This is a genomic window from Neobacillus sp. SM06 (assembly GCF_050496765.1).
Lineage (GTDB): Bacteria > Bacillota > Bacilli > Bacillales > Cytobacillaceae > JAEVLT01.
The window spans coordinates 135,700-160,593 of record NZ_JBNWEO010000011.1; the positions used below are offsets into that span (position 1 = coordinate 135,700).

The 24,894-nt window shown below is 40.4% G+C and carries 24 protein-coding genes, 1 tRNA gene, 1 rRNA gene and 1 pseudogene; 5 read left to right on the forward strand and 22 right to left on the reverse strand.

Translation table 11 applies throughout. The annotated features are described in order from the left end of the window. Positions 1-110: 110 nt before the first annotated feature. From ACQYAD_RS03975 to ACQYAD_RS03985, 3 genes are all read right to left on the reverse strand, one after another. A 16S ribosomal RNA gene (locus tag ACQYAD_RS03975) occupies positions 111-1,660 on the reverse strand. A gap of 524 nt (positions 1,661-2,184) precedes the next feature. Continuing rightward, complete coding sequence (locus ACQYAD_RS03980) at positions 2,185-2,712, reverse strand: N-acetyltransferase family protein (protein ID WP_430235787.1); 528 nt, start codon at positions 2,710-2,712, stop codon at positions 2,185-2,187. Then, a complete protein-coding gene (locus tag ACQYAD_RS03985) occupies positions 2,709-3,605 on the reverse strand; it encodes a DMT family transporter (RefSeq protein ID WP_430235790.1) in 897 nt (298 codons plus the stop codon). Before ACQYAD_RS03985 ends, ACQYAD_RS03980 begins: the two co-directional genes overlap by 4 nt. Before the next feature lie 106 nt (positions 3,606-3,711). Between ACQYAD_RS03985 and ACQYAD_RS03990 the strand changes: the two genes are divergently transcribed. Together ACQYAD_RS03990 and ACQYAD_RS03995 are read left to right on the forward strand one after the other, a co-directional pair. Next, positions 3,712-4,407 carry an MgtC/SapB family protein gene (locus ACQYAD_RS03990; RefSeq protein ID WP_430235792.1) on the forward strand — a complete coding sequence of 232 codons (696 nt, stop codon included), beginning with the start codon at positions 3,712-3,714 and terminating at the stop codon, positions 4,405-4,407. A 73-nt stretch (positions 4,408-4,480) separates the two neighbouring features. Beyond that, positions 4,481-4,553: transfer RNA gene (locus tag ACQYAD_RS03995), tRNA-Ala, on the forward strand. Between the two features lie 186 nt (positions 4,554-4,739). Here the strand turns inward: ACQYAD_RS03995 and ACQYAD_RS04000 are convergent. Beyond that, on the reverse strand, positions 4,740-5,210 hold the full coding sequence (locus ACQYAD_RS04000; RefSeq protein ID WP_430236098.1) for a GNAT family N-acetyltransferase: 471 nt from the start codon (positions 5,208-5,210) through the stop codon (positions 4,740-4,742). 292 nt (positions 5,211-5,502) lie between these two features. Here ACQYAD_RS04000 and ACQYAD_RS04005 point away from each other — a divergent pair, with 292 nt between their 5' ends. Both ACQYAD_RS04005 and ACQYAD_RS04010 read left to right on the forward strand, forming a co-directional pair. Continuing rightward, positions 5,503-6,159, forward strand: coding sequence for a lysozyme family protein (locus ACQYAD_RS04005; protein WP_430235795.1), 657 nt, complete (start codon positions 5,503-5,505; stop codon positions 6,157-6,159). Positions 6,160-6,227: 68 nt separating this feature from the next. Next, complete coding sequence (locus tag ACQYAD_RS04010; RefSeq protein WP_430235797.1) at positions 6,228-6,905, forward strand: NAD(P)H-dependent oxidoreductase; 678 nt, start codon at positions 6,228-6,230, stop codon at positions 6,903-6,905. Between the two features lie 74 nt (positions 6,906-6,979). On the opposite strand, the gene ACQYAD_RS04015 is transcribed toward ACQYAD_RS04010, so the two are convergent. From ACQYAD_RS04015 to gntK, 10 genes and pseudogenes are all read right to left on the reverse strand, one after another. After that, complete coding sequence (locus tag ACQYAD_RS04015) at positions 6,980-7,303, reverse strand: YdcF family protein (protein WP_430236099.1); 324 nt, start codon at positions 7,301-7,303, stop codon at positions 6,980-6,982. Between the two features lie 59 nt (positions 7,304-7,362). Beyond that, a complete protein-coding gene (locus tag ACQYAD_RS04020; RefSeq protein WP_430235799.1) occupies positions 7,363-8,277 on the reverse strand; it encodes a tetratricopeptide repeat protein in 915 nt (304 codons plus the stop codon). A gap of 3 nt (positions 8,278-8,280) precedes the next feature. Next, a complete protein-coding gene (locus tag ACQYAD_RS04025; protein ID WP_430235801.1) occupies positions 8,281-9,006 on the reverse strand; it encodes a glycerophosphodiester phosphodiesterase in 726 nt (241 codons plus the stop codon). Further along, positions 9,003-9,833 (reverse strand): inositol monophosphatase family protein, encoded by an 831-nt coding sequence (locus ACQYAD_RS04030; protein ID WP_430235804.1) that lies wholly within the window; start codon positions 9,831-9,833, stop codon positions 9,003-9,005. The genes ACQYAD_RS04025 and ACQYAD_RS04030 overlap by 4 nt, the downstream gene beginning before the upstream one ends. Before the next feature lie 14 nt (positions 9,834-9,847). Beyond that, complete coding sequence (locus ACQYAD_RS04035) at positions 9,848-10,948, reverse strand: ABC transporter ATP-binding protein (RefSeq protein ID WP_430235806.1); 1,101 nt, start codon at positions 10,946-10,948, stop codon at positions 9,848-9,850. Beyond that, positions 10,945-11,844, reverse strand: coding sequence for a carbohydrate ABC transporter permease (locus ACQYAD_RS04040; RefSeq protein WP_430235808.1), 900 nt, complete (start codon positions 11,842-11,844; stop codon positions 10,945-10,947). The genes ACQYAD_RS04035 and ACQYAD_RS04040 overlap by 4 nt, the downstream gene beginning before the upstream one ends. 15 nt (positions 11,845-11,859) lie before the next feature. Further along, positions 11,860-12,756 (reverse strand): carbohydrate ABC transporter permease, encoded by an 897-nt coding sequence (locus ACQYAD_RS04045; RefSeq protein ID WP_430235811.1) that lies wholly within the window; start codon positions 12,754-12,756, stop codon positions 11,860-11,862. Positions 12,757-12,817: 61 nt separating this feature from the next. Then, positions 12,818-14,206 carry a sugar ABC transporter substrate-binding protein gene (locus ACQYAD_RS04050; protein ID WP_430235814.1) on the reverse strand — a complete coding sequence of 463 codons (1,389 nt, stop codon included), beginning with the start codon at positions 14,204-14,206 and terminating at the stop codon, positions 12,818-12,820. A gap of 258 nt (positions 14,207-14,464) precedes the next feature. Beyond that, entirely contained in the window at positions 14,465-15,472 is a 1,008-nt protein-coding gene (locus tag ACQYAD_RS04055) for a LacI family DNA-binding transcriptional regulator (protein ID WP_430235816.1), read from the reverse strand. Positions 15,473-15,672: 200 nt separating this feature from the next. Continuing rightward, positions 15,673-17,212: pseudogene (gene gntK / locus ACQYAD_RS04060) on the reverse strand (gluconokinase). Between the two features lie 195 nt (positions 17,213-17,407). On the opposite strand from gntK, the gene ACQYAD_RS04065 reads away from it, so the two are divergent. Continuing rightward, a complete protein-coding gene (locus ACQYAD_RS04065; protein WP_430235818.1) occupies positions 17,408-18,247 on the forward strand; it encodes a MurR/RpiR family transcriptional regulator in 840 nt (279 codons plus the stop codon). A gap of 29 nt (positions 18,248-18,276) precedes the next feature. Here the strand turns inward: ACQYAD_RS04065 and ACQYAD_RS04070 are convergent, their stop codons facing one another. The 8 genes from ACQYAD_RS04070 to ACQYAD_RS04105 form a co-directional block, all read right to left on the reverse strand. Next, positions 18,277-19,596, reverse strand: a complete 1,320-nt coding sequence (locus ACQYAD_RS04070) for a gluconate:H+ symporter (protein ID WP_430235821.1) — start codon at positions 19,594-19,596, stop codon at positions 18,277-18,279. A 376-nt stretch (positions 19,597-19,972) separates the two neighbouring features. Continuing rightward, positions 19,973-20,623 carry an amino acid ABC transporter permease gene (locus ACQYAD_RS04075; protein ID WP_430235823.1) on the reverse strand — a complete coding sequence of 217 codons (651 nt, stop codon included), beginning with the start codon at positions 20,621-20,623 and terminating at the stop codon, positions 19,973-19,975. Between the two features lie 13 nt (positions 20,624-20,636). Then, positions 20,637-21,287 carry an amino acid ABC transporter permease gene (locus tag ACQYAD_RS04080; protein ID WP_430235825.1) on the reverse strand — a complete coding sequence of 217 codons (651 nt, stop codon included), beginning with the start codon at positions 21,285-21,287 and terminating at the stop codon, positions 20,637-20,639. Between the two features lie 65 nt (positions 21,288-21,352). Beyond that, complete coding sequence (locus ACQYAD_RS04085; protein WP_430235828.1) at positions 21,353-22,165, reverse strand: glutamate ABC transporter substrate-binding protein; 813 nt, start codon at positions 22,163-22,165, stop codon at positions 21,353-21,355. Positions 22,166-22,232: 67 nt separating this feature from the next. Then, positions 22,233-22,961, reverse strand: a complete 729-nt coding sequence (locus ACQYAD_RS04090) for an amino acid ABC transporter ATP-binding protein (protein ID WP_430235831.1) — start codon at positions 22,959-22,961, stop codon at positions 22,233-22,235. Positions 22,962-23,217: 256 nt separating this feature from the next. Further along, positions 23,218-23,967 carry a glucose 1-dehydrogenase gene (locus ACQYAD_RS04095; RefSeq protein ID WP_430235833.1) on the reverse strand — a complete coding sequence of 250 codons (750 nt, stop codon included), beginning with the start codon at positions 23,965-23,967 and terminating at the stop codon, positions 23,218-23,220. 122 nt (positions 23,968-24,089) lie between these two features. Continuing rightward, entirely contained in the window at positions 24,090-24,554 is a 465-nt protein-coding gene (locus ACQYAD_RS04100) for a CBS domain-containing protein (protein ID WP_430235835.1), read from the reverse strand. 97 nt (positions 24,555-24,651) lie between these two features. Further along, positions 24,652-24,891: a hypothetical protein gene (locus ACQYAD_RS04105; protein WP_430235837.1), complete on the reverse strand. Its 240-nt coding sequence runs from the start codon at positions 24,889-24,891 to the stop codon at positions 24,652-24,654. Positions 24,892-24,894 lie beyond the last annotated feature (3 nt).

The window sequence follows — 24,894 nt, forward strand, 5'->3', positions numbered from 1 at the left end:
GTTTTCAAAGAACGAATGGAAAAAAAGAGAGATTGTTCTCTCAAAACTAAACACCCAACACGCCAACAAAAAACCAACTCATTGATGTTCAAAAAGAACATTTCCCTTAGAAAGGAGGTGATCCAGCCGCACCTTCCGATACGGCTACCTTGTTACGACTTCACCCCAATCATCTGTCCCACCTTAGGCGGCTGGCTCCTTACGGTTACCCCACCGACTTCGGGTGTTACAAACTCTCGTGGTGTGACGGGCGGTGTGTACAAGGCCCGGGAACGTATTCACCGCGGCATGCTGATCCGCGATTACTAGCGATTCCGGCTTCATGCAGGCGAGTTGCAGCCTGCAATCCGAACTGAGAATGGTTTTATGGGATTGGCTAAACCTCGCGGTCTTGCTGCCCTTTGTACCATCCATTGTAGCACGTGTGTAGCCCAGGTCATAAGGGGCATGATGATTTGACGTCATCCCCACCTTCCTCCGGTTTGTCACCGGCAGTCACCTTAGAGTGCCCAACTAAATGCTGGCAACTAAGATCAAGGGTTGCGCTCGTTGCGGGACTTAACCCAACATCTCACGACACGAGCTGACGACAACCATGCACCACCTGTCACTCTGTCCCCCGAAGGGGAAAGTCCTATCTCTAGGAGTGTCAGAGGATGTCAAGACCTGGTAAGGTTCTTCGCGTTGCTTCGAATTAAACCACATGCTCCACCGCTTGTGCGGGCCCCCGTCAATTCCTTTGAGTTTCAGCCTTGCGGCCGTACTCCCCAGGCGGAGTGCTTAATGCGTTAGCTGCAGCACTAAAGGGCGGAAACCCTCTAACACTTAGCACTCATCGTTTACGGCGTGGACTACCAGGGTATCTAATCCTGTTTGCTCCCCACGCTTTCGCGCCTCAGCGTCAGTTACAGACCAGAAAGCCGCCTTCGCCACTGGTGTTCCTCCACATCTCTACGCATTTCACCGCTACACGTGGAATTCCGCTTTCCTCTTCTGCACTCAAGTTCCCCAGTTTCCAATGACCCTCCCCGGTTGAGCCGGGGGCTTTCACATCAGACTTAAAGAACCGCCTGCGCGCGCTTTACGCCCAATAATTCCGGACAACGCTTGCCACCTACGTATTACCGCGGCTGCTGGCACGTAGTTAGCCGTGGCTTTCTGGTTAGGTACCGTCAAGGTACCGGCAGTTACTCCGATACTTGTTCTTCCCTAACAACAGAGTTTTACGACCCGAAGGCCTTCATCACTCACGCGGCGTTGCTCCGTCAGACTTTCGTCCATTGCGGAAGATTCCCTACTGCTGCCTCCCGTAGGAGTCTGGGCCGTGTCTCAGTCCCAGTGTGGCCGATCACCCTCTCAGGTCGGCTACGCATCGTTGCCTTGGTGAGCCGTTACCTCACCAACTAGCTAATGCGCCGCGGGCCCATCTGTAAGTGACAGCAAAAGCCGTCTTTCAGCTTTCCTTCATGCGAAAGAAAGAGTTACCCGGTATTAGCACCGGTTTCCCGGTGTTATCCCAGTCTTACAGGCAGGTTGCCCACGTGTTACTCACCCGTCCGCCGCTAACCATCGGGAGCAAGCTCCCGATGATCCGCTCGACTTGCATGTATTAGGCACGCCGCCAGCGTTCGTCCTGAGCCAGGATCAAACTCTCCGAAGAATTTGATATAGCTCACTTGTGCAAGGATGCGTTGACGCCGATGTTGCCACAGGACGTGGCGTTCTTAGTCGACGATCCTTACTTGATTAACGTTGGCTGATGCTGCTTAATTAAACAGACATCATGATTATTTGTTGACGTAATTGTTTGTTTAGTTTTCAAAGAACAATGCTACTCATTTCGATCACATCATGACTCTGCTTCACGTTGCCTTTCAACGAGCTGAAGGTTACATCTTAAAATACTCTACAGCGCAGGGGCAATGTTTTAATCTGCAAACCATGTAATGACCTTATTTTTTCTAAGTTTGATTTAGCCTGTCGCTCAGAAGCGACTTTTTTAATTTACCATATCTCTTCATTTAATGTCAACAACTTTTTTTGAAATCTCATTTCGTCGTTTCCATCTCTCGAAGATGACAAGAAATAATATAACACGGACAAATTATAATTGCAATATAATTTTTTGAAAAACTTTTGATCCAATAAATCTGCTTTAACGAGAATTCACTACTGACGCGTCCGTTACGTTTTTAGTAAACACAATAACTGTTGTAGGTCATGCCAGCAATACAACACCTCTTCATAAAAATCATCACCAAGGGAAACAGTTTCAGTCATTACCTTTACTGGTGCAAATAATTGATAGAATGCACGGCTCGGATTAGCAGCCAGCACCCAAACAGACATTGTTGAAAATCCCGAAGCTATTAAATCCTTCAACCCCGCTTCCAATAATAACTTTCCGATCCCTTTCCGTTTGTATTCTTCCAATAAGTAGATTGCATAAAGCTCTCCATCATTCGTGTTGGTTTCCGGACGTTTAGCTCCAAATGAGGCAAAGCCGATAATCTCGTCATTACGGTTCACTGCCACATACACAATAGCATCTGCATTCGAAAGTATTTCATTCCATAAAGCAAGCCTTTTCTCTACTGACAATTTCTCCAAAAAATCTTGATTGATCATTCCTTTATACGTTTCTTTCCAGCTTACTGTATGAACGCAGGCAATCCCCGTCGCATCTTTTATATTTGCCTTACGAATCTTCATTCAATTCTCTCCTTCAAACTTTTCTTTTTTTCATCTAAAGCAAATAGGGTAATTCCGCTAATAACGATGACCCCGCCAACTATTTGCGTCCAAATCGTCCTTTCATTGAGAAAAAAATAAGCTAGAATAGTTGCTCCGACAGGCTCGAATAAAATTGCCACAGAGATGATGGACGTGCTTAGCCATTTCAAAGACCAATTAAACAAGGTATGTCCCATTAAATTAGGAACAATCGCCAATAAAATAAAAAAGAGCCAGTCGCTCGCTTTATAAGGAAAGAGCGGCTGTTTTTCAAGTAAAACATATAGAAAAAGTGCAACAGAACTCATAAAATATACAACAAATGTATAGGTAACAAGCGAAATTCTTTTTCGAACATTTTGCCCGAGCAATAAATAAAATGTAATCAAAGCGCAGGCAACAAGCGCAAGAAAGTCACCATAAAGAGCTGTACCGCTCATGCGAAAATCGCCCCAGCTGATCATGATGCTTCCTCCAACTGCCGCCAGCCCGCTTAAAACAGCTTTCCACGAAATTCTCTCCTTAAAGAAAAAATAGGTACCGACAAAGGCAAAAAGGGGCTGCAAGGTAACAAGAACCGTTGAACTGGCAACCGATGTATAGTTTAATGATTCAAACCATAGGATAAAGTGAAATGCTAGGAAAATGCCGGCTAACGCAGAGAAGAGCCAGTCTTTCTTCGTTAATAATCGGAGTTCGAAAAGATAATTTGTTAAAAATACCGGAACCATCAAAAGTACTGAAAAAAATAACCGGTAGAAGGCAATGATCCCTGTTGGTGCGGAAGTCAGTTTGACAAAGATGGCAGATGCCGATACAGAGATAACCCCGATAATAACGGGGATATAGGGATTTATTTTTGGTTCTTCCATTTCATACTCCTTTAAAAACATGCTATTCGTGTGTATACATAATTTTATTCCTATCTTATACTATTTTCTATCCTAAATTTTTTTCAATGGAACGGATGTGATTTTGATGGAGAATATTGATCTTGAAATTTTACTTAAATTAGGGATTTCAGCCGTATTGGGACTTGTGATCGGTCTTGAACGTGAATTAAAACGAAAACCAGTTGGTCTAAAAACCAGCCTTGTCATTTCGATTGTTAGCTGCTTATTAACGATTGTTTCGATTGAATCGGCCTATTTGTTCCCGAATTCTGACAAGGTTCGCATCACAATGGATCCATTGCGTCTTGCAGCACAGATTGTCTCTGGAATCGGTTTTCTTGGTGCTGGGGTAATTTTGCGAAGGGGAAATGATAGTATCTCAGGCTTAACGACAGCCGCGATGATTTGGGGAGCAGCAGGAATTGGGATCGCTGTCGGTGCCGGGTTTTATATCGAGGCATTTGCTGGAGTAGCATTGTTGATCATTAGTGTGGAATTTATCCCATTCTTAATGAAGTTAATCGGGCCAAAGCAATTACGTGAAAAGGAGATAATGTTACAGCTTCACATTCTCGATAAGGCGGATGTTGACAAAGTAATGACTTTTTTGATAGCAGAAAAGTACACGATTCGCCGGATTCGTATTAAGGATTTAAGCGATGGCGACCATCTTGTTCAAATTTTACTTGCAATGGATATGCGAAAAAAAATTACGGATGTCTATTATTCGGCATCTCAAATGGAGGGTGTTGAAAGAGTGGAGATCGAAAGTATTAGCTGAGTTAAAATTTTTTTCATTTTCCTCTTGCGCGAAAGCATGGATGCCGCTATAATCATTCATGTACCATTCATACGGGGGATTAGCTCAGCTGGGAGAGCGCTTGCATGGCATGCAAGAGGTCAGGGGTTCGAGCCCCCTATTCTCCATACCGAAAAACGCCTATGTATCAAGGGATACAGGCGTTTTTTTTATGTAATAATGATTATAAAATTACCCGTTTTGTTGTCCAATTGTTGACCATTTCTAAAACTAAGGGGGCGAATTAGGCAAAAAAGATGATTAGTGCCCTATGAATGTACCATCTCTACTATCTTTTTTAATAAATGCGGATTTTATTGGGGAATTTCACCTGACATTCTAATTACTTTACCATCCATTTCATACTTTATCTTTTTCATTCCGTTTTTCATATAGAATGCTAATGCAACTCGATTGCTTGGGGAAACTCGCAGATGATACTCTGTAAGGCTACTTGCTTTAAAGAAATTAAGGGCATACTCATGAAGTTCTGAGCCTAATCCCATCCCCCGTTTTTCAGGAATAAGGTAATATAAATTAACATATCCAATGTCTTTTCCCTCATATTGTTTCACTGTCAGTTCAAGCTGTCCAATTGGTTTATCGTTTTCAAATACCAAAACAAAACCTTGCGGGTATTTGTCTGACTGTTGTTTTAACCAGTTTAAATATTCTTGTTCCTCGCCAAAGTCCTTATCAGTCCCGAAGCTAACAATAAATGAGTCTCTTCGAAAACGAATGACATACTTTTGATGCTGGTGTATATCAATGGGTATGAATTCCATAATCTCCACTCTTCTTCATCGTGATACATTTATTATTCGCTATGAACAAAACCATTCCTTCCTTAACAGAACTGCCCCCGATAGTTAAGTGAAATTCCAAAATAACCATTCTATATTTCAATATTGATATCCTAGTATGCAGTAGCAAATTCTCTGCATTCAGTGGTAAAAGCTGTGTCAAGATTGATACATCTCTTTCCAGTAAATTTTCCAAAGCTTTCAGCAAAGACATTTGCCTTTTCCTTTCGTATAATAGGTATCAGTATAGAATTCAACATCAGAGGAGAAAGGTATGAAAAAACGAAGACGCAAAAAGTCGAATGCATTGTTCATCTTGCTGCTACTTGTTTTCGTTTTGATTGTGGCTAATTTGATAAAACAATCATCACAATGGGGCCTACCCGAACTATCGTTTGATCCATTTGCAAATTCTAAAAAATATAAACCGTTAATCGAGACTGAATTAGCAAAATACCATTTGGAAAATTATACAACTGTTGTGATTGCTTTAATGCAGCAGGAAAGCCGCGGAAAAGGCGGGGATCCGATGCAGGCTTCGGAATCATTAGGGCTGCCCCCCAATTCTATTAAAGATCCAAAGCAAAGTATCGAAGCAGGGGTCAAGCATTTTCAAAGAGCGCTTGTTTATGGAAAAAGTAAGAATGTCGATTTTCCGACAATTATTCAAGCCTATAATATGGGAATTGGCTATATTGACTATGTGGCCCAGAATGGGGGCAAACATAGCGAGGAATTGGCCAAGCAGTTTTCACTCAAACAAGTGAAAGCAAAGCCTGAGATTTACAGATGCAGTGGAGATCAGAACAACTTCCGCTATCCGTACTGCTATGGAGATTTCACGTATAGTACAAAAGTTAGTAAAAATATTCAGTCTTTAACAGACACTGTTCCTGTCGTGAAAAATAAATCAACTGCAGACGCTTTTTAATTTTTTTCAAAAATAGAATTTTAAGGCTAGGGAAATACTAGAAAGAAATGAAAAGGGAGGAAAATCAGATGCGCGATAAAGAGCAAGTAAAAAAGGAAATCATCGAGGCATTTCGGTTTCGCCACGCAACAAAGGAGTTCGATCCCGATAAAAAAATTTCGGAGGATGATTTTCGTTTTATCCTTGAGACGGCTCGTTTTTCTCCGAGTTCATTTGGTTTTGAACCTTGGAGGTTCATCGTTGTTCAAAAACCGGAGTTTCGTGAGAAAATTAAACATGCATCATGGGGCGCTTTTGGAAAATTACCGGAAGCCAGTCATTTTGTCATTCTGCTGGCGAGAACGAGGATTGATACACAGTATGACTCAGACTATTTAATGAATCACTTTACCCAATTTAAAAAACTATCTGGAGATCATTTGAGGAATTATTTGAAAAGAATCGAAGAATTTCAAAAGGATGATTTCCAACTGCTTGACGGCGACCGGCCACTTTTTGACTGGGCTTCAAAACAAACCTATATCGCCCTGGCCAATATGATGACAGCAGCTGCGCAAATTGGCATCGATTCCTGCCCGATTGAAGGCTTCAATGTTGAAAAAATGAACCAATTGCTGCAGGAAGAAAGACTTTTGGATGATGGACATTTCGGTATTTCCGTTATGGCCGCCTTCGGATATCGTGTAAAAGATCCAGCAGCTAAAACGCGCAGACCATATGAAGATGTGGTGAAATGGATAGAATGATTAATAGGAAGAGATTGAATATCTCTTCCTATTTTAGCTATTCAGACATACATGCAACGCAAGCAAATTTTTCTTCACTTCAGCTTCGAAGGAATACTGCATTCTTTATTTGCCCAAAAAATTTTCATAAATATTCTTAGTTCATTAATTGTATGAAACGTCTGTCTAAAAATTGTTTTAGTATTACGTGAACAATAAAAGTCCACATGAAAACCTATTGATTTCGCAATGTACCAAATCCTCCTGAGATGGAAGGAATTAGAAATCAGTATACTTCTTCTGATTCCGTGCCCTTTCATAATATTCCTACAATAAATGAGATTTTCTACCGTGTCTTTTGCTTGATTTTCTATAATTTTCTTATTTTCACCAATTCCAGCCTTCAGCAAATAGTCCATCTTTATACATATAACTTGATGATTTTCAATCACCTTTTGCTCATTCAATGATCGGATTGTTATCCCATTGACCGAAAGAAACGTTCAGGCCATTCCATTTTAGGATGGAAATTGTACAACAATGCATTCGTAAAGATAACCGCATTCACCCATTCGGATTTAAACATTAACGGCTTTTTCTTAAGCAAATCTAACGGATCAACTTCTACGGAAAAATTCGTATATTCTTCAATACTGCCATCAAATCTTTTAGGCCAAAATTTCTTTAACGGATGGGAAGGTACACGTCCTCCACTTTTCACATGGTCATAGGTTTCCTTTAACCATTGCGGCAATGAAACACCTGTTAGTGGTTCTTTCATATTTTCCCAGCCACAAAGCAGAGAGCCATGTTTCCCCCATTCAATTCGAATAATCGCCCTCTGCTGATGATGATGTGCTTCTTTTACTGCGAGTTCTGAATCGAGAACACGTGCATGAAACCAACACATGACATTTTTAACAACTTCCGCTTCCGGATCATATTCAATCCAGACTTCTTCATGATCACATGGCTCGTAATCATCTGGGAAATCATAATCATCCTCCCAAAATAAATGATAACCGATGATCGGTTTAGATGGATGATGGATAGCAACAATATCTTTTAACGGAAAACACTCTTTTGGGGTTACCATCAGAATAGGACAAAATTTCTGAATGAAACGTTCTTCCTTATCAGTTAACGGAAGTAACGGATCCATTTCCAATACTTTTCGGTACAATTCTCCCGCTTTACGTAAATACCCGTCTAAATGATAAAGTTCACCTTGTTGCGACACATAGCTCACATCTTGGGGATCCATTTTTTTTAAAAGTTCTAACTGAGCAATTGCGGCCTGATTAAAGTCAAGTGCCGTGATCATCTTTTCCTTCATTAACTGATAGATGTCTCTGTTTCTCTTTTCCCATTCAAATAAAAATGTGTCTAACATTCTTTATCGCCACTCTCCTGATTTATCCCTTAAATCGCACAGGGTGTTCACTTCATGACTCGTGATCGATTGTACATTCAAATTTAAAAACTTTTTCATTTGATCTGCATCATCCACCGTCCACACCAATACCGGCAAACATCTGAGCGAAGCATACTCGACAAGTTTGTCTTTACAGTAGTGATAGTTAATGTTAATTCCACAGCACGAAGCAGCAATCGCATCATCACATGTTTCTTTTATAAAAAGTTCTTCATTTCCAGTGTCGCTTCTTTTTACACTTGCATTCAGGAGAACCTGATACGAGCGATATCTTTCCTTAAGATAAAAAGCTCTGTCTTTTTCACAGCCACTAATCAATGACTGATCTCTCATATGATAGCGTTCAACTGCTTGAATCATTGGATCAATCGCATGGTCTTCTTTAAGGTCTAAGTTGATAATCCTATGGTTTTCACGAATAATCGGTAACACTTCTTCTAATCGAACAATTTCTTTATCTGCTGCAATCTGATTTAATTCTTCCAATGTTAATTCCTGTATCCGTTTCTTCCCTATTACTGTATCTACCACTTCATCATGAAACAAGACAGCAGTCCCGTCTTTCGTACTGCGAACATCCACTTCAATAATTTCTGCTCCGGCATGAATTCCTTCTAACACGGATTGAATTGAATTGGGCCGGGTATTTTCACAACCTGTATGGGCAGTAATGAACGGACGTCTCAACTTTCTCCCACCTTTAGTAGTTTAATAGCAGTCAAAAATTCATCATGAACGATACGATTCGATGCAACTAGAGAATCATGAAAGAGTCGATAAGGTTTACCGTCCTTGTCCGAAACTATCCCCCCGGCCTCAGTTAAAATCAAAACCCCAGCAGCCGTATCCCAAGGATTAAGACCTTCATGCCAAAAGCCTGTCAACTTCCCTGATGCAATCAAACATAAATCCAAACTTGATGCACCAAACATACGAACATTGCGGCTTTTGCCTGCAAGTTGATCGATTTGCTTGAGCACCCGTGATCCTTGATGCCATTCATTCGCTTGAAATCCTGTTGCTAACACAGCTTCCGCTAATGTTGCCTCCTTGCCAACATAGATTGGTTGACCATTCCAATAAGCTCCTTTTGATTTTCTTGCTGTAAATAATTCGGCTGTCATTGGATTAAAGACAACGCCAATAACTGGTTCACCATCTTTTACGATGCCAATCGAAACTGCAAAATGCGGTATCCCGTGAACAAAATTAGTCGTTCCATCGATTGGATCGATAATCCACCCGTATCCGGAATCAGTTTTTAAAAAAGCTTGATAAGCATTCTCCTGGCCACAATCTTCCTCCGATAAAATCCAATGCCCAGGATAGTCCCTCTGAATGTGAGAACGAATCAGTTCCTCGCTTAATTTATCCACTTCTGTTACTAAGTCCGAACCATTTTTTTTATAATCAATGACTCCCTTGTTTTCCATTCTCTCCATAATCAGCCGACCCGCTTGATTTGCATATTTAATAGCAAAATCATACATCGATTGCTCTAAGTTGTGTTCCATATTTGCGTCCCCTATCAAATATAAATAAGTTCCTTTTCTTCACTTTCTATTTTCAGGCTTTCCCCTGTTTCTGTATTAAACAAATGAATGGATGAAATTTTGGCAGACAACTCGATTTCTTGTCCCATTTGCAATAATGTGGTTGGTTCTGCAAAAAAGCGAACCTGTTCTTGACCTATACTTACATTTACAATTTTTGAATGTCCAATTGGTTCGATAAGATTCACAACGCCTTTAAATGAAAGATCTCCTTCGTTTCCTTGCTTTAAATCATAAGGACGGATACCGACTCTTACTTCCAATTGATCTGCTACTTTATTTAAGATTGTACTGTCTAACACAACTGATTTGTTTTGTAACTGAAGCACATTGCCGTTAAGTGTTCCTTTTAGAAAATTCATAGGTGGAGTGCCGATAAACTGTGCTACAAAGTAATCCTTTGGCTGATTATATAATTCCATCGGAGTACTGTACTGGATAATTTGCCCTTCTTTCATTACCGCAATCCGATCAGCCATCGTCATCGCTTCTTCTTGATCATGAGTTACTAGTATCGTTGTGATTCCGAGTTCTCTATGAATACGGGCAATTTCTTCCCTCATTTCAATTTTTAGCCGTGCATCAAGATTGGAAAGCGGCTCATCTAACAAAAGTACTTTCGGTTGCTTAACGATTGCACGGGCAAGGGCAACCCGCTGTTGCTGTCCTCCGGATAGTTGACTCGGTTGACGATCGAGTAAATGTCCGAGCTGAACCATTTCAGCCGCTTGTTTTGCTCTTTCATAGCGCATTTCTTTTGATACTTTTTGTTGCTTTAACGGAAACGAAATATTATCAAGAACAGTCATGTGCGGGTATAAAGCATAGCTTTGGAAGACCATCCCAATACTTCGGTCTTTCGGTTCCAAATCATTAACTAGCTGATCTCCAAAGTACAATTCGCCGCTATTTGGCTTGTAAATTCCTGCAATCATCAGCATCGTCGTTGATTTTCCGCATCCGCTTGGTCCAAGTAAAGCAATGAATTCGCCATCTTCAATCGTCAAATTCATATTTTCAATTGTATTTGCTGCTTTGTTAAACGATTTACTAATGTTTTTCAATTGAATTCTCATACACGTTTTCCTCCTCCGGCACTTACTTGCATTAATGAGTTTTGAGTAAAGATGAAAAAGATCAATACCGGTACCATGTAAAATAAGGAAACAGCACTCAGAAGCCCATAATGAACCATATTCGGGTCACTAATCAGCTTTTGCAGATAGGATGATAAGGTTACGTTACTGTCACTTAAAATAAACGAGTAAATAAGCAAAAACTCAGACCAGCCTGACAGAAAAGAAAAAATGCTCACAGCGGCAATTCCAGGCTTAATTAATGGAAGTACAATCGTATACCAGACCTTAAATCGGCTGCAGCCGTCAATCATTCCAGCCCACTCGACATCCCATGGTACCTCATCAAAAAATCCTTTAATAATCCAGGCTGTCATCGGAATTTGTAGGGCTGTTTTAACCAAAACCACTCCCCAAAGAGAATCATAAAGTCCTAAAAAATTCAGTATATAAAATACAGCAATCAGCAATGCTACACTAGGAAATGCATGCAAAAGCAAGGTAGTTTTCATTAATGTTTGGCGGCCTGGAAATTCAATCCGCGCTAATGCGTAACCTGCCATCACGCCAATAAGCACTTCCAGTACGGTTAATGAACCCGAAAACAGAAAGGAATTCCATGTTGCCGTCCAAATACTTGGAAGAGTACTTCCGCCAAATTTGACATCAGACCATAAAAATTGCCAATTTTCCAATGTGAATTTCACTGGAATAAAACCGTATTTCATTTGCTCCGAGAATGAACTTACCAATAACCATAAATACATTAGAATAATCGGTAAAGTCGTGATCGCTAACATCCCAAATGAAAGAATATAGGGCATCTTTTTTCTCCATTGGCTAGCAGATTTTTGCGCCAATGTAGTTGGTGTGGTTTGATAACTTGTAACGTCCAATTTGATAACTCCTTTCTACTCAATTCTTGATGTGCCAAGCATTTTTTTCATACCAAAAAAGTTCCACATCAAAAATGAAAATATCAATGCAATTAAAACCAGAACAAGCGACAATGCGGCACCATAGCCAAATTCAAAATTTTGAAAGGCTTTGTGAAACGAGTAAAGAGCCAATACTTCACTTCCGAATAGCGGTCCGCCCTTTGTTAGCAAGAGAATATATTCATACGAAGTAAGAAGGGACAAAAATTGCCACAACGCTACAAACATAATCGGCCAGCGCAATGCCGGCAAAACAATATCTAAAATGGTTGACCAATGTGAAGCCCCATCCACTTTTGCAGCTTGAAACAAATCTTGTGGGATTGATTTAATTGCTGATGAAAAAATGATCATTCCATAAGATACACCGATTAAACCATTTGCGAAAATAATGGCTGTCATCGGATGCGTACTAAGCCATTTGTCTGACGGCATTTCAAATAGAGCACGGAAGCTATTTAATACCCCATATTGGCTTGGATCAAAAAACCATAGCCAAAGAAGCGTATAGACTACTGGAGGCGAAATACGGGGCAACATCCATATGGTTCTGAAAATTAAACTAAGTGATTCTTTTTGAATGAAGTATGTGGTAAGGATCGCCAAAACCAATCCGAAGACGACATTTATAATCAAAGTGGAACCGACATACATAATCGTATTTTTTAAAATCAGCCATATATTTGGATCCAAAACGATTTTTTTAAAGTTTGCTATCCCTGTGAATTCCCACCTCATTGAAGAGTCCATACCTGTAAACGCTAAGACAGCGATTAGAATGACTGGAAGAAAAAAGAACAGAGAAATCAAAATCATGAACGGTCCTAACATGAGGGCGGGCAATTTCCACTTTTTCATCATAACTCCCATTATGTTTACCTCCCTTTTAAAAAAGTTGCCTAGCACCTTGGCACCAGGCAACCACAGCTTTTTATTTTACAATTAACTTGTCACCAAGATCGTTCTTTAACTGGACTTCCAAGTCTTTTAAGGCATCTTTTGGCGTTTTCTTGCCTAGTTCCACAGCTTGAATTGCGTTAAATACAGCTGCTGAATACTTAGGGAAACCTTCGTTATTTGGCAGGAATGTCGTGTAATCTGTCATATACGTAACTTTTCCTAAAGTTACATCTGCTTTAAATTCAGGTACTTCTGCTGCACTTTTTGTAACAGGAAGATGTGCTGTTTTAATGTCGTGTTCAGCTTGAAGATTTGGATCCGCCACAAGTTCCAACAAACGTTCCACTAACTGAGGATACTTTGTTTGCGAAGAAACAGTATATACAAACGGATGTGAGAGAGTAACCGGTTTTCCTCCTTTTGATGTTGCTGGAATCAACATCATCCCAAAATGTTCATTTACCCATTTGGCATCAACCTTACCAAGTTTGTCATGATAATTCCCCTGGCTCCAATTGAATACATTCCAAACTCCGCCATAATAGAACAAGGTTTTACCATTTACAACCGCTTTATGAATACTGTCCCATTGCATTGAACTTAAGTTATCTGGAATTAATTTTTTTTGTGCAATTTCATAATAGTAGTTTAATTGTTTTTCAACAGCTTTCTTATCTAAAACAATCTTATTTTCCTTAGAGTCATAAACTTTTCCGCCAAAATCATAAGCTAAAGCTTGGAAATCAGGGCCATCAACTGGACGATGGATAATTCCATACTCAGCTAATCCCTTTACTTTTGCTTCCTCTGCCAGTTTTGTCATATCATCCAGAGTGAACTCACCTTTTTTCACCAGTTCAGGGAGGTTATTAATCTGTTCATCTGTCCAACCCAATTTCTTTAAAATGTCTTTATTGTAAAATACAGGACGTGCTTCAGTATCTTGAGGAGCTCCCCAAATTTTATCTTTATACGTTACTGCTTGCCATAAAGATGGATATACATCAGCATATTCCTTCGATTTCTTGAGATTATCTAACGGAAGAATGTAGTTCCCATCTTCTAACCATCCGATGTTTTCATGGCCAGTTGCGTATATATCCGGGGCTTTTTTTGCTTTGAAAGCTAGCATAAATTGTTTTGCGTAATCATCCCAGCTGCCATTAAAATCGTTCGTTTCAATTTTTACTTTTGTCTTTTTTCCCTGTTTCTTTAATTCTTCATTTAGTTTATCTGCCGCTTTTACAAGATTGTCAACACGAGTTACTTCTGCTCCAGCTGTCTGCGCTTTAATCGTAACGACTGCCGGCAATTTTGTGTCTGCTGCTGCACTACCCGTTTGTTGACCCTGTGCGCATCCAGATAGAATACCTACTCCAAGAACGAATGATGATAAAAGACCTACTGCAGTTTTTTTCACTATTTTCACCTCATAGCTTTTATTATTATAATGTGGGAAGGTTCCCATATTCTAAAAAAATATAAATCCTAAATAGTAGAATATTCAGGTGGGAACGTTCCCACCTTTTGAAACTCCCTCTCACAAATATAACTATAAGGGGGAAATGTTTAGAAAATATAGTGAAAATGTAAAGAATATATTAATTCATTTTAAGAGGGCGTTAACTGTTTACTAGATTTATCGATTTTTACCCTATGCGGTCTATTTGCCAAACTTTTAAACTGTCGATTTCCTAATCACAAGTTTTGGTTCATACTCTGCAAAATTTTTCTGCACTTTCTCTTTTTTTATCAATTTGTCCAAGAGAACAACCGCATCCTCTCCCATTCTTTCTTTTTCAACGTGAACTGTCGTTAACGGGGGAAAGGACATTTTTGAATAATCAATGTTATCAAAACCTGCTATTGCAAGATCGTTCGGAATAATTAATCCTTTTTCCAATAATAGCTGCATCGCTCCTATTGCCAGCATGTCATTAGTGGCGAAAATAGCCGTTGGTTTTCTGCTTGAAAATTGATTCCAATTATTTTTTATTATTTGATAGCCATCTTCAAAGGTAGAAGTTGGTGAATAATAGATATCACTTTTCTGAATTTGACCTCCTAATTCTGTTAGGCGCTCGCAAAATCCAGTGAATCGTAATTTATGACTTCTATGATTTTGCGGCCCAGCAATTACATTTATTACCCGGTGTCCCAATTGATATAAATGATCTGCTACCAATCTTCCACCTTGACGATCATTGTTAATAATTTGGATCACATCATTTTTCTCAGTTGTACCGTTTACGCTCAAATAGGGGACATTAAATGTATCGATATGACCGATGACTTGTTGACTAAGACGACTTATTAGGATTAAACCATCCACTCGTTTTTCTAGCATAAAATCTGCTGATTTCATTGACATTTCCTTATCCGTTGTAACAAATACGGAGTACCCTAAACTTTCTGATTTAATTAGGATGGCATCAAGAATTTTTCCGTAAAACGGATGGGAAGCAATCGGATGGTGCTGCCGGTAAATGATCACTCCAATATTGTTTGTCCGCTGCGAAACCATGGCTCTTGCTACTCCATTTGGTTTATATTGCAGTTCTTCAATTGCATTCAAAACCTTCTTTCTAGCTTCTTCACTTGTATATCCCTTTCCAGAAATCACTCTTGAAACTGTTGATTTGGAAACTCCCGCCAGCAAGGCGATATCAATGATTGTATGGCTCAATACTACTCACTCCATGATTAAAAAATATTCGCATGTAACAGCATAGCGTACTTTTATTACATTCATTTTAATTTATTATTAATTTTGCATACAAGTTCCACGATGAACTTAAATTGAAAGAGCCTATTAGTAGTTTTCAGAAAAATAAAGAACCTGTGGGAATTGATTATCCACAGGCCTATTTTGTTGCTTTACGAAAATCACACCCATTTCTTTTGAAAGGCAGCAATGCTTTCATACTCATCCTGAAGAATTCTTGAAACTCGAATGTAAATCGGGAGCAAATCCTCGTAAATGGCGACATTTTCATCAATTGGAACATGTTGATGAGTGGCGCCGACCATTTCCGAAACAACGTTCAGCGACTCTACTTCACCTAAACTATATAGTCCGAGAATAGCAGCACCAAGGCAAGAGCTTCTCAAAGCTTTCAGGAATAATGACTTCATGGTTAAAAATATCCGCCATCATCTGCCTCCAAAGTCCCGACCTAGCAAAGCCACCCGTCGCATGAATTTTCTTCGGTTCACCAATTAATTCACTCAAAGCTAACAAAACTGTGTATAAATTATAAATGACACCTTCCAGCACAGCGCGAATCAAATGTTCCTTTCGATGATGCATGCCCAAGCCGAAAAAAGAACCGCGCGCATTGGAATTCCACAGCGGAGCGCGCTCTCCGGCTAAATACGGATGGAACAGCAAACCGTCAGAACCAGGAGTTACCCGATCGGCGATTTCAGTCAACACCTCATATGGGTCTTTGCCTAGCCGTTTAGCCGCCGCTACCTCTGAATCGCCCAGCTGATCGCGAGCCCAGCGAAAAATCATCCCGCCATTGTTAACAGCCCCACCAATCACCCAGTGCTTTTCCGTTAAGGCATAGCAGAAAATCCGTCCCTTTGGATCGCTGATCGGATGATCGGTAACCGCGCGAATCGCCCCGCTTGTACCGATCGTTACCGCCACAACACCTGGTTCAATCGCGTTTACGCCAAGGTTGGATAAGACACCATCTCCAGCCCCCACAACAAATGGAGTTGAAGGCAGCAAATTCATTTCTCTGGCAAACGACTCGTCCATCCCCGTTAGACTGTAAGTAGTTGGAACCGGTTCAGAAAGCTGCTCAGGGGTTACACCGGCAATTTCTAATGCTTCTTTATCCCATGCCAATGTGTAAATATTAAACAATCCGGTCGAAGAAGCGATTGAATAGTCCACCACGTATTTTTTAAAAAGTTTATAAAAAATGTATTCCTTAATCGAGATAAATTTGTAGCTTTTCGAAAACAATTCAGAATAATCGTTTCGTAACCATACCAGTTTCGATAAAGGCGACATCGGGTGAATCGGCGTGCCGGTCCGCAAATAGATTTCATGCCCATTCATTTCCGTTTTGATTTTTTCCGTCCAATCGGAACTGCGGTTATCAGCCCAGGTAATACATTCTGTCAGCGGCTTTCCTTCCTGGTCAACTGCAATCACGCTGTGCATTGCCGAGCTAAAGGACACGCAAAGAACATCTTTAGGGTGAACATTGCTTGCCTGCATTGAATTTTTCACTGTTTGAACAACCGCACGAAAAATTTCTTCTGGATTCTGTTCTGCTGTTTCCGGTGTTGGAGAATGCAGCGGGTATTCAATTTGATCACTCGACACGACCGTTCCATCTTTTCTAAATAGAACTGATTTTGCACTCGTTGTCCCTATATCAACACCAATTACATATTTTGCTTCCATCTTTATATCCTCCTCAAGAATCTATGAAATTTTTTTTCAAACCTTTTCGATAACATTTCACTTTAATTGAAAAATTTTTTCACCTTATGTTTATTATACGAAATTATTTTCCTGAAGGAAACGGTTACATTAAAATTTTTTTCACGACCCACTTATGCTATACTGCAATTAGGATCTAATAAAGGGGAAATTGGTATGCCGCAGAATTGTTTAGGAACCATTCGTTCCTATTACCCTAAATTCAGTGAGAAAGAGAAAAAAATAGCAGACTATATTTTAGAGAATCCGGAAGTGATCATCCACCGAACCATCAATGAGGTAGCGGATGATTTAAATGTCGCCGATGCCACTGTTTTCCGCTTTTCCAAACGGATTGGCTTTAAAGGATTTCAAGCAATGAAAATTGCGCTAGCCTCCGAAACGATGACTTCCACCCAATCAGCACTTGTGGAAAAGGTGGAAAAGTTGCATAAAATGAACCTAACGGAAAAAATATTTAACGCCAATATCCAGGCACTGCAAAAAACATTCGAAAATATTGAAAGCCGTTTTATCGAAGAAGCCATTGCACATATTTTGGAGGCTAAGCGAATTGAAGTATACGGAACTGGCGCCTCTGCAGTATCAGCTTTGATCGCTGCCCAAAAATTATTGCAATCCGGGTTCCCTGCTTGCGCTTCCTTGGACGCCCATAGCCAATTGTTGTCTGCCTCCCTCCTAACCAAAAAGGATGCAGCTATTTTCATTTCTCACACTGGTACAAGCGAGGAAACTTTTTCCCTTTTGAAAACAATAAAGAAATCGGAAGCAAAGACGATTGTCATCACTTCCGACCCACATTCAGCCTTGAGCATAAATGCCGATATAACTCTGCCGGTAAGTATCGATGAGACCGATAATCAAACGGCTTTTTTCACCTTTTCCATTGCCCAGCAAGGGATTATCGATGCGCTTTGTGTTAACATCCTTCATCAACATGAAAAAGATGATCGATTCCCATCAGAATCTCCAACTCATTCATCCATAAAAGGATAAAGCTCCCTCAAACGATGAGGGAGCTTTTTTTATATAAATAAATCAAGCACTAACGTAACACCAAAGGCAACGAAAGAAAGAATGGTTTCCAGCACGGTCCATGTTTTAAATGTTTCTTTAACAGTTAAACCTAAATATTCTTTTACCATCCAGAATCCAGCGTCGTTTACATGTGAAAACATTAATGACCCTGCACCTGTTGCGATCACAAGCAATTCAAGGTTAACGCCTGTCATGTGCTGAACAATTGGTGCCACAATCCCCGCAGCTGTTGTTAAAGCAACTGTCGCCGATCCAGTTGCAATCCGAATCAATCCGGCTATGAAAAACGCTAAAACAAGCGGGGAAAGGGATAGGTTTTGCGACATGTCGGCAATCGTATTGCCAACCCCACTATCAATCAAAATTTGTTTAAAGCCGCCGCCTGCACCAATGATCGCAATAATCGAACCAATTGGAAGAAAACACTCTTCAGTCAGCTTTTTCAGTCCATTTTTATCCATTCCTTGACGAATACCAAAAAAGTAGAATGCTGCAAACACCGCTATCAATAGAGCAATCAGTGGATTTCCGATAAAGACAAGGAACTTCTCAATTCCTTTCGAAAAGCCCATATATGGAGCGAAAGCTGAGAAAATCATTAAAATGACAGGTAACAAAATAACAAAGAATGAAACCCCTGTTCCCGGTAATTTTTGAGAGACCGTATTAATTTTAATTAACTCCGGTTCTCCTTCAGGTGTGACATATTTGCGAATCCATTTCGCATATACGGGTCCAGCTAGAATGGCCGGAATAATCGCAACAATGAGTGAATACACAAGAACTTTGCCCAGATTTGCATTATAGATGCTAATCGCTGCCACAGCCCCAGGATGCGGCGGAACTAAACCGTGAACAATTGACAACCCTGTAATCGCTGGAAGGGCGATCAGCAAGAGATTTTGTTTTGATGTTTTATAAATCGAGATAATCAACGGCAAGATGATTAAAATACCAACTTCAAAAAATACTGGAATACCGATGATAAAACCTGCTAACAGCATAGCCCACGGCAGTTTTTTTACGCCGAATTTCTGAACAAAGTAATTGGCAATTTGTACTCCCGCCCCTGAGTCTGCCATCATTTTGCCTAAAATAGTACCTAAAGCAAGAATTCCGACTAAGTGACCTAATGCACCACCAACACCAGTTTCATAGGCACCTACGATTTTATCCATTGATAAACCTGAAAAAATGGCGAGGAACAAACTGGCAATCGTTAAACTAATAAAAGCATGCCACTTAAACCATGAAACTCCTATTATAACAATAATAATAGCTACAAACGTGATTAATAAGTTATACATATTCTCTTCACCGTCCCCTTTAAATGTAAACCCTTTCTTCTTTTTACAAAAAATTGATTCCTTTTATCCTTGTCGTTTCAATCAGATTATTTTGGCCAAATAATAGATGAAAGCACTTTCAGTTTCTAGTTTGATTATATGAAAAAAAATTTCTTTTATCAAGAGATATTTTCGAAAAAATTTTTTTCGGTTTTTTTCAACAGAATGCCATAAACCAAATCAACCCCAGTTTACCTAATATTCCAGATTTTATTGGTATCTATTTGGCGATAGACTTTTCTATCAACCGGCTTTTTCCCTTTTACTATTCTAGATGGTAAGTTAGGATATAAATTCTTGTCTTAAAATAAAAAAAGCCCGACCCATTTTCTGTGAGTCAAGCTTTCTTTGTTTCTAATTTTCTTGCTACAAGTGACAATCCATAGTTGACTATAAAATACATAAAGGCAAGGATCAGGATCATCGGAATGACGTAGCTGTTTTTTTGCCCGTAAATAATCTGCGCGTTGTGGGTTAATTCCGGAAGGGCGATGACGACGGCTAATGAAGTATCTTTCAGCAAGGAAATAAACTGGCTGACGATCGGCGGCACCATCCGGCGGAGTGCCTGCGGCAAGATAATCGATCTTAGCGTCTGGACATAGGTCAACCCAGAAGAACGTGCCGCTTCAATTTGACCCTTTTCAACCGAATTTAACCCGCTGCGAATAATTTCCGCCAGCATCGCCGACTCAAACATCGTTAACGAAACGATAGCCGCTGCGGTGATTGGCAGCTTTAGGCCGACTTCCGGAAGCGCGAAATAGGTGAAGAAAATAATCAGCAAAAGCGGGAGGTTGCGGATTGTTTCAACCACCACTGTCAGCAATTTTGATACGAATGGAATTTTTGCATAACGAAGCGTTCCAATCAACCCGCCGAGCAGGAAGCTTAAAACAATCGAAATAAAAGCGACCTCAAGGGTGACAGCAAAGCCTTGCAGTAAAAATTTAAGATGGTTCAAGGAATAAGCACCGGCAAAATCCATCACTTTACCTCCATCAACGAGTCTTCGCTAGGCGTCTTTCAAGATAACCAACGCCAAGGCTTAAAGGGATTGTTAAGAGCAAATAGAAAAGAGCAACAAAGATGTACACATCAAACGTAACAAAGGTACGGGATGAGATCAGATCTGCCTGATACATCAAATCGAGACCTGCAACCACTCCTAAGATCGAAGAGTTTTTCACAAGATTGATAAATTGGTTGCCAAGCGGGGGAATGACAATTTTTATCGCCTGGGGTAAAATAATCAGCCGCATTGCTTGATTGTAAGTTAAACCCGAGGAACGTGCCGCCTCCATCTGCCCTTTTGGAACCGCCATAATTCCGGCGCGGATCGCTTCGGCAATAAACGCCGCCGTGTAAATCGAAAGCGCGATGGTACCTGCTGTCAATCCCTCAAACGTGATGCCAATTGATGCCAAACCGAAATAAAAAAAGAATGTAATAATAAGAACTGGAATATTGCGGATAAACTCAACATAGATCGTGCCAAGCCAATTAAATGCCTTAATTGGAGCAATTCTCATTACAGCAATGAGGGTTCCTAGAAAAAAGCTGCACACAAGCGCAATCACGCTCGCAATAATCGTATATTTAAAACCCTGTAAATACAGATCCAGGTTATCCGTTAAAATGGAAAAATTCATACACCTGCCACCCTTCTTAACTAAGCAGGATGAGAAGTTTTCCCATCCTGCCCTGAAGCTACAAATTATTGCTGTTTAATCCATTTGTTCTTAATTTCGTCATACTTGCCTGAGTCCTTAACTGCCTTCAAAGCCTCATTTAATTTTTTCACAAAATCCTGATTGCCTTTTTTCACAGCAATTCCATATGGCTCTTCTGTGAAAGTGCCGCCGACTAAATGGTAGTTCGGATCTTCATCTGCCATTCCGTAAAGGATGGCGTCATCGGTTGTCAGCGCATCCCCTTTACCGGCTTTCAGAGCCGTGAAAGCTTCAGCATAGTTTTCGAATTCAAGCACTTGGGTTTCCGGAGCTTTTTTCCGAATATTGATAGCTGAAGTTGAGCCTTTTGCAGTCAATACCTTTGTCCCTTTCTTTAAATCCTCAATTCCTTTGATTTTACTGCCCTTTTTCACAAGCAAAGACTGTCCTGCTTTGAAATACACATCCGTAAAATCAACTTCTTTCTTGCGCTCTTCCGAAATGGTCATCGTGGCAACAACGGCATCGACATCCCCGTTATTAAGCATCGGGATTCTTGTTTTTGAGGTAACTTCTTTAAACTCGACTTTATTTTCATCACCCAAAATTTGCTTGGCCAACTGCTTGGCAATGTCAATATCAAAGCCTTCTACTTTTCCAGTGTTCGGATTTTTCAAACCAAACAGGCGCGTATCATTTTTCACGCCAAAAACAATCTTATCTCTTTTTTTAATTTGGGCAAGCACATCGCCGCCATCTTTGCTGCTGCCGCTTGTTTTTTCTGCTTTTCCACCGCAAGCAGCCAATAGAAATACAGCAAGCACAGACATCAGTGTCAGTTTAAAGATTCTCTTCATTCTTTTTCCTCCCCTTTTAAATAGATAATCTATGTGAGTATAGGAACTCCATATCACAGAACCATGCTTAATGGTTTAAAATCCTGCTGAGGAACAATTGAGCCCGTTCCTCATGCGGATGTGCGAAAAATTCCTCTGGCACAGCCTCTTCAAGAATCATCCCTTGATCCATAAACACAATCCGATCCGCCACTTCTCGGGCAAATCCCATTTCGTGTGTGACAACGACCATTGTCATGCCTTCTTTCGCGAGCGTTTTCATGACTTCTAAAACTTCTCCGATCATTTCGGGGTCGAGTGCGGATGTTGGCTCATCAAAGAGCATGATTTCCGGTTTCATTGCCAGCCCGCGCGCGATGGCAACACGTTGCTGCTGGCCGCCTGACAACTGAGTCGGGTACGCATTTGCCTTTTCTGGAATTCCGACTTTTTGCAAATAAAACTCGGCTGTTTCCCTTGCTTCTTTTTCTGATTTTCCGAGTACCTTCATTGGTGCCAGCGTGATATTTTCCAAAACAGTCTTGTGAGGATACAAGTGGAAGTGTTGGAAAACCATTCCGATATTGCGCCTCAATTTGTTCACATCGGTTTTTTTATCATGGACAGCAAAACCATTTACCATTAAGGTTCCGTCCGTAATCGTTTCTAGCTGGTTGATGCAGCGGAGCATTGTGCTTTTTCCTGAGCCCGATGGCCCGATGACAACGACCACTTCCCCTTGATTGATTGTAAGATTAATATTTTTTAACACATGAAAATCACCGAAATACTTATTAACTTGATTAAAAACAATCATGTTAAGCCCCCTATCTATATAAAAACACTTATGTATATAGTAGCATAATTATATTATACAATTATCAATTTTCTGAAATATATCACAATTGATTATAAACGATATCAACATCATCGGTCAAACCAGTCGAATTTCTATTTTACAAAAATACAAAAAATATCCTGCTTACGCTTCTCTTTCTTTAAAGAACAAAATAAAAAACCGCTCAGCTTGTTGATTCCAGCTGAACAGTTTCATTGGTGTATCGATCATCCATTTATTCGACATAAATCATTTTCTTCGTCATTCCGCCATCAATGGTTAGGTTTGTTCCTGTTACAAAGTTATTTTCTGTAGCAGTTAAAAACAGGCATGCCTGGGCAATATCCTCCGGTTTGCCAACCCGTTTAGATGGATGCTGCTCGTGATCTGCTTTCGTCAGTTTGGAATAATCGCCCGTTTCAATCCACCCCGGCGAAATCGAATTAACGGTAATGCGGTCATCGCTTAAGGAAACCGCCAGCGCATGAGTCAATGCCACAATCCCGCCCTTTGTTGCGGAGTAAGACTCGGTATTCGGCTCAGACATAAAAGCCCTTGTCGAAGCAATATTGACAATCGCACCCCCGGTTTCATTTTCACGCATGTATTTCGCTGCTTCGCGGGAACTAAGAAACACACTGCGCAAATTCGTGTTGATCACGTCATCCCATTCTGCCAAAGACAATTCGTACGGCGATTTCCGAATCATTTTTCCGGCATTATTGATCAAAATATCAATTCGGCCATACGTTGTTTTCGCCTGTTTCATCAAGGCAATGATGTCTTCCTCCGAACGGACGTCGGTTTTATTAAACAACGCCTCACCACCCGCTTCCTTGATGGAGCTGACGCTATTTCTTCCAGCAGTTTCATCCATATCTGCGGCTACAACCTTTGCGCCCGTATTGGCAAAGGCGCTGGCAACCGCTTTGCCAATTCCGCTTGCTGCTCCTGTTACAATCACTACTTTGTTTGAAAAGTCCAATTTTCCGCCTCCTTTCTTCCAAAAAAATCATTTACTGTCCGCATGACAAATCGATTGCTACTTTCGCCCAAAGGAAATAGAAGGAGCCTCAACAGTTTCCTGAGGCGGGTTCCTGCCTTTTCTTACAATTGTTTCAAAATCTTCGTCTGAATATTGCGGATCACGTCACCTCTGCTGATAACTCCAACAACCCGGCGATCTTGATCGATAACAGGGAGTTTTTTGAAATGATGTTTTGCCAATATCGTCATGACTTGTTCCATATCATCATCAGGGGACACGGTAACAATCCCGCTTCGTTTTGCGATTTTCGAAACTTCTAATTCAACCATTTCATTTAATAAATTTTCCAATTCTTGTTTTTCTACATACATAATAAATGCAAAGAAATCATAGATTTGCAAGTCACGGGGCTTGATCGCCCGCAATACATCTCCGTCGGTGACCATTCCAAGCAATTTGCCTGTTTCATCTACAACAGGCAATCCGCCAATTTTCTTTTCGACAAACGTATTCATCACGTCTTTTATAGGATCGTTTGGCCGAGCGGAAATTACATCTTTGATCATAAACTCTCTTACTTTCATGTCTGTCGCCTCTTTCGCAGAATTTTCTACTCTGTCCTTATTATATCGAAAAAAAGTCCCATTCTTTTTACAATTTGGTGTATTTTCGTCTAATCGTTTACTTTTTCCTTTTCCATTCCTTTATAACCCAAATCAAAAGAATGATGCCAACAATCATAATCGCAATCCAAAATGTCTGATTTAACCAAAAGAACATATGGTGAAACATCGTTTGTCTCCCCATCATCATTCCCATTGAGCTTGGGGGAAACCACATCATCCTTAGCACGAACAGCAATGAAGAAACACCGAGAACCATTAACAAAATGAAAAAAATACTGAACAGCAATCGTTTCATCGT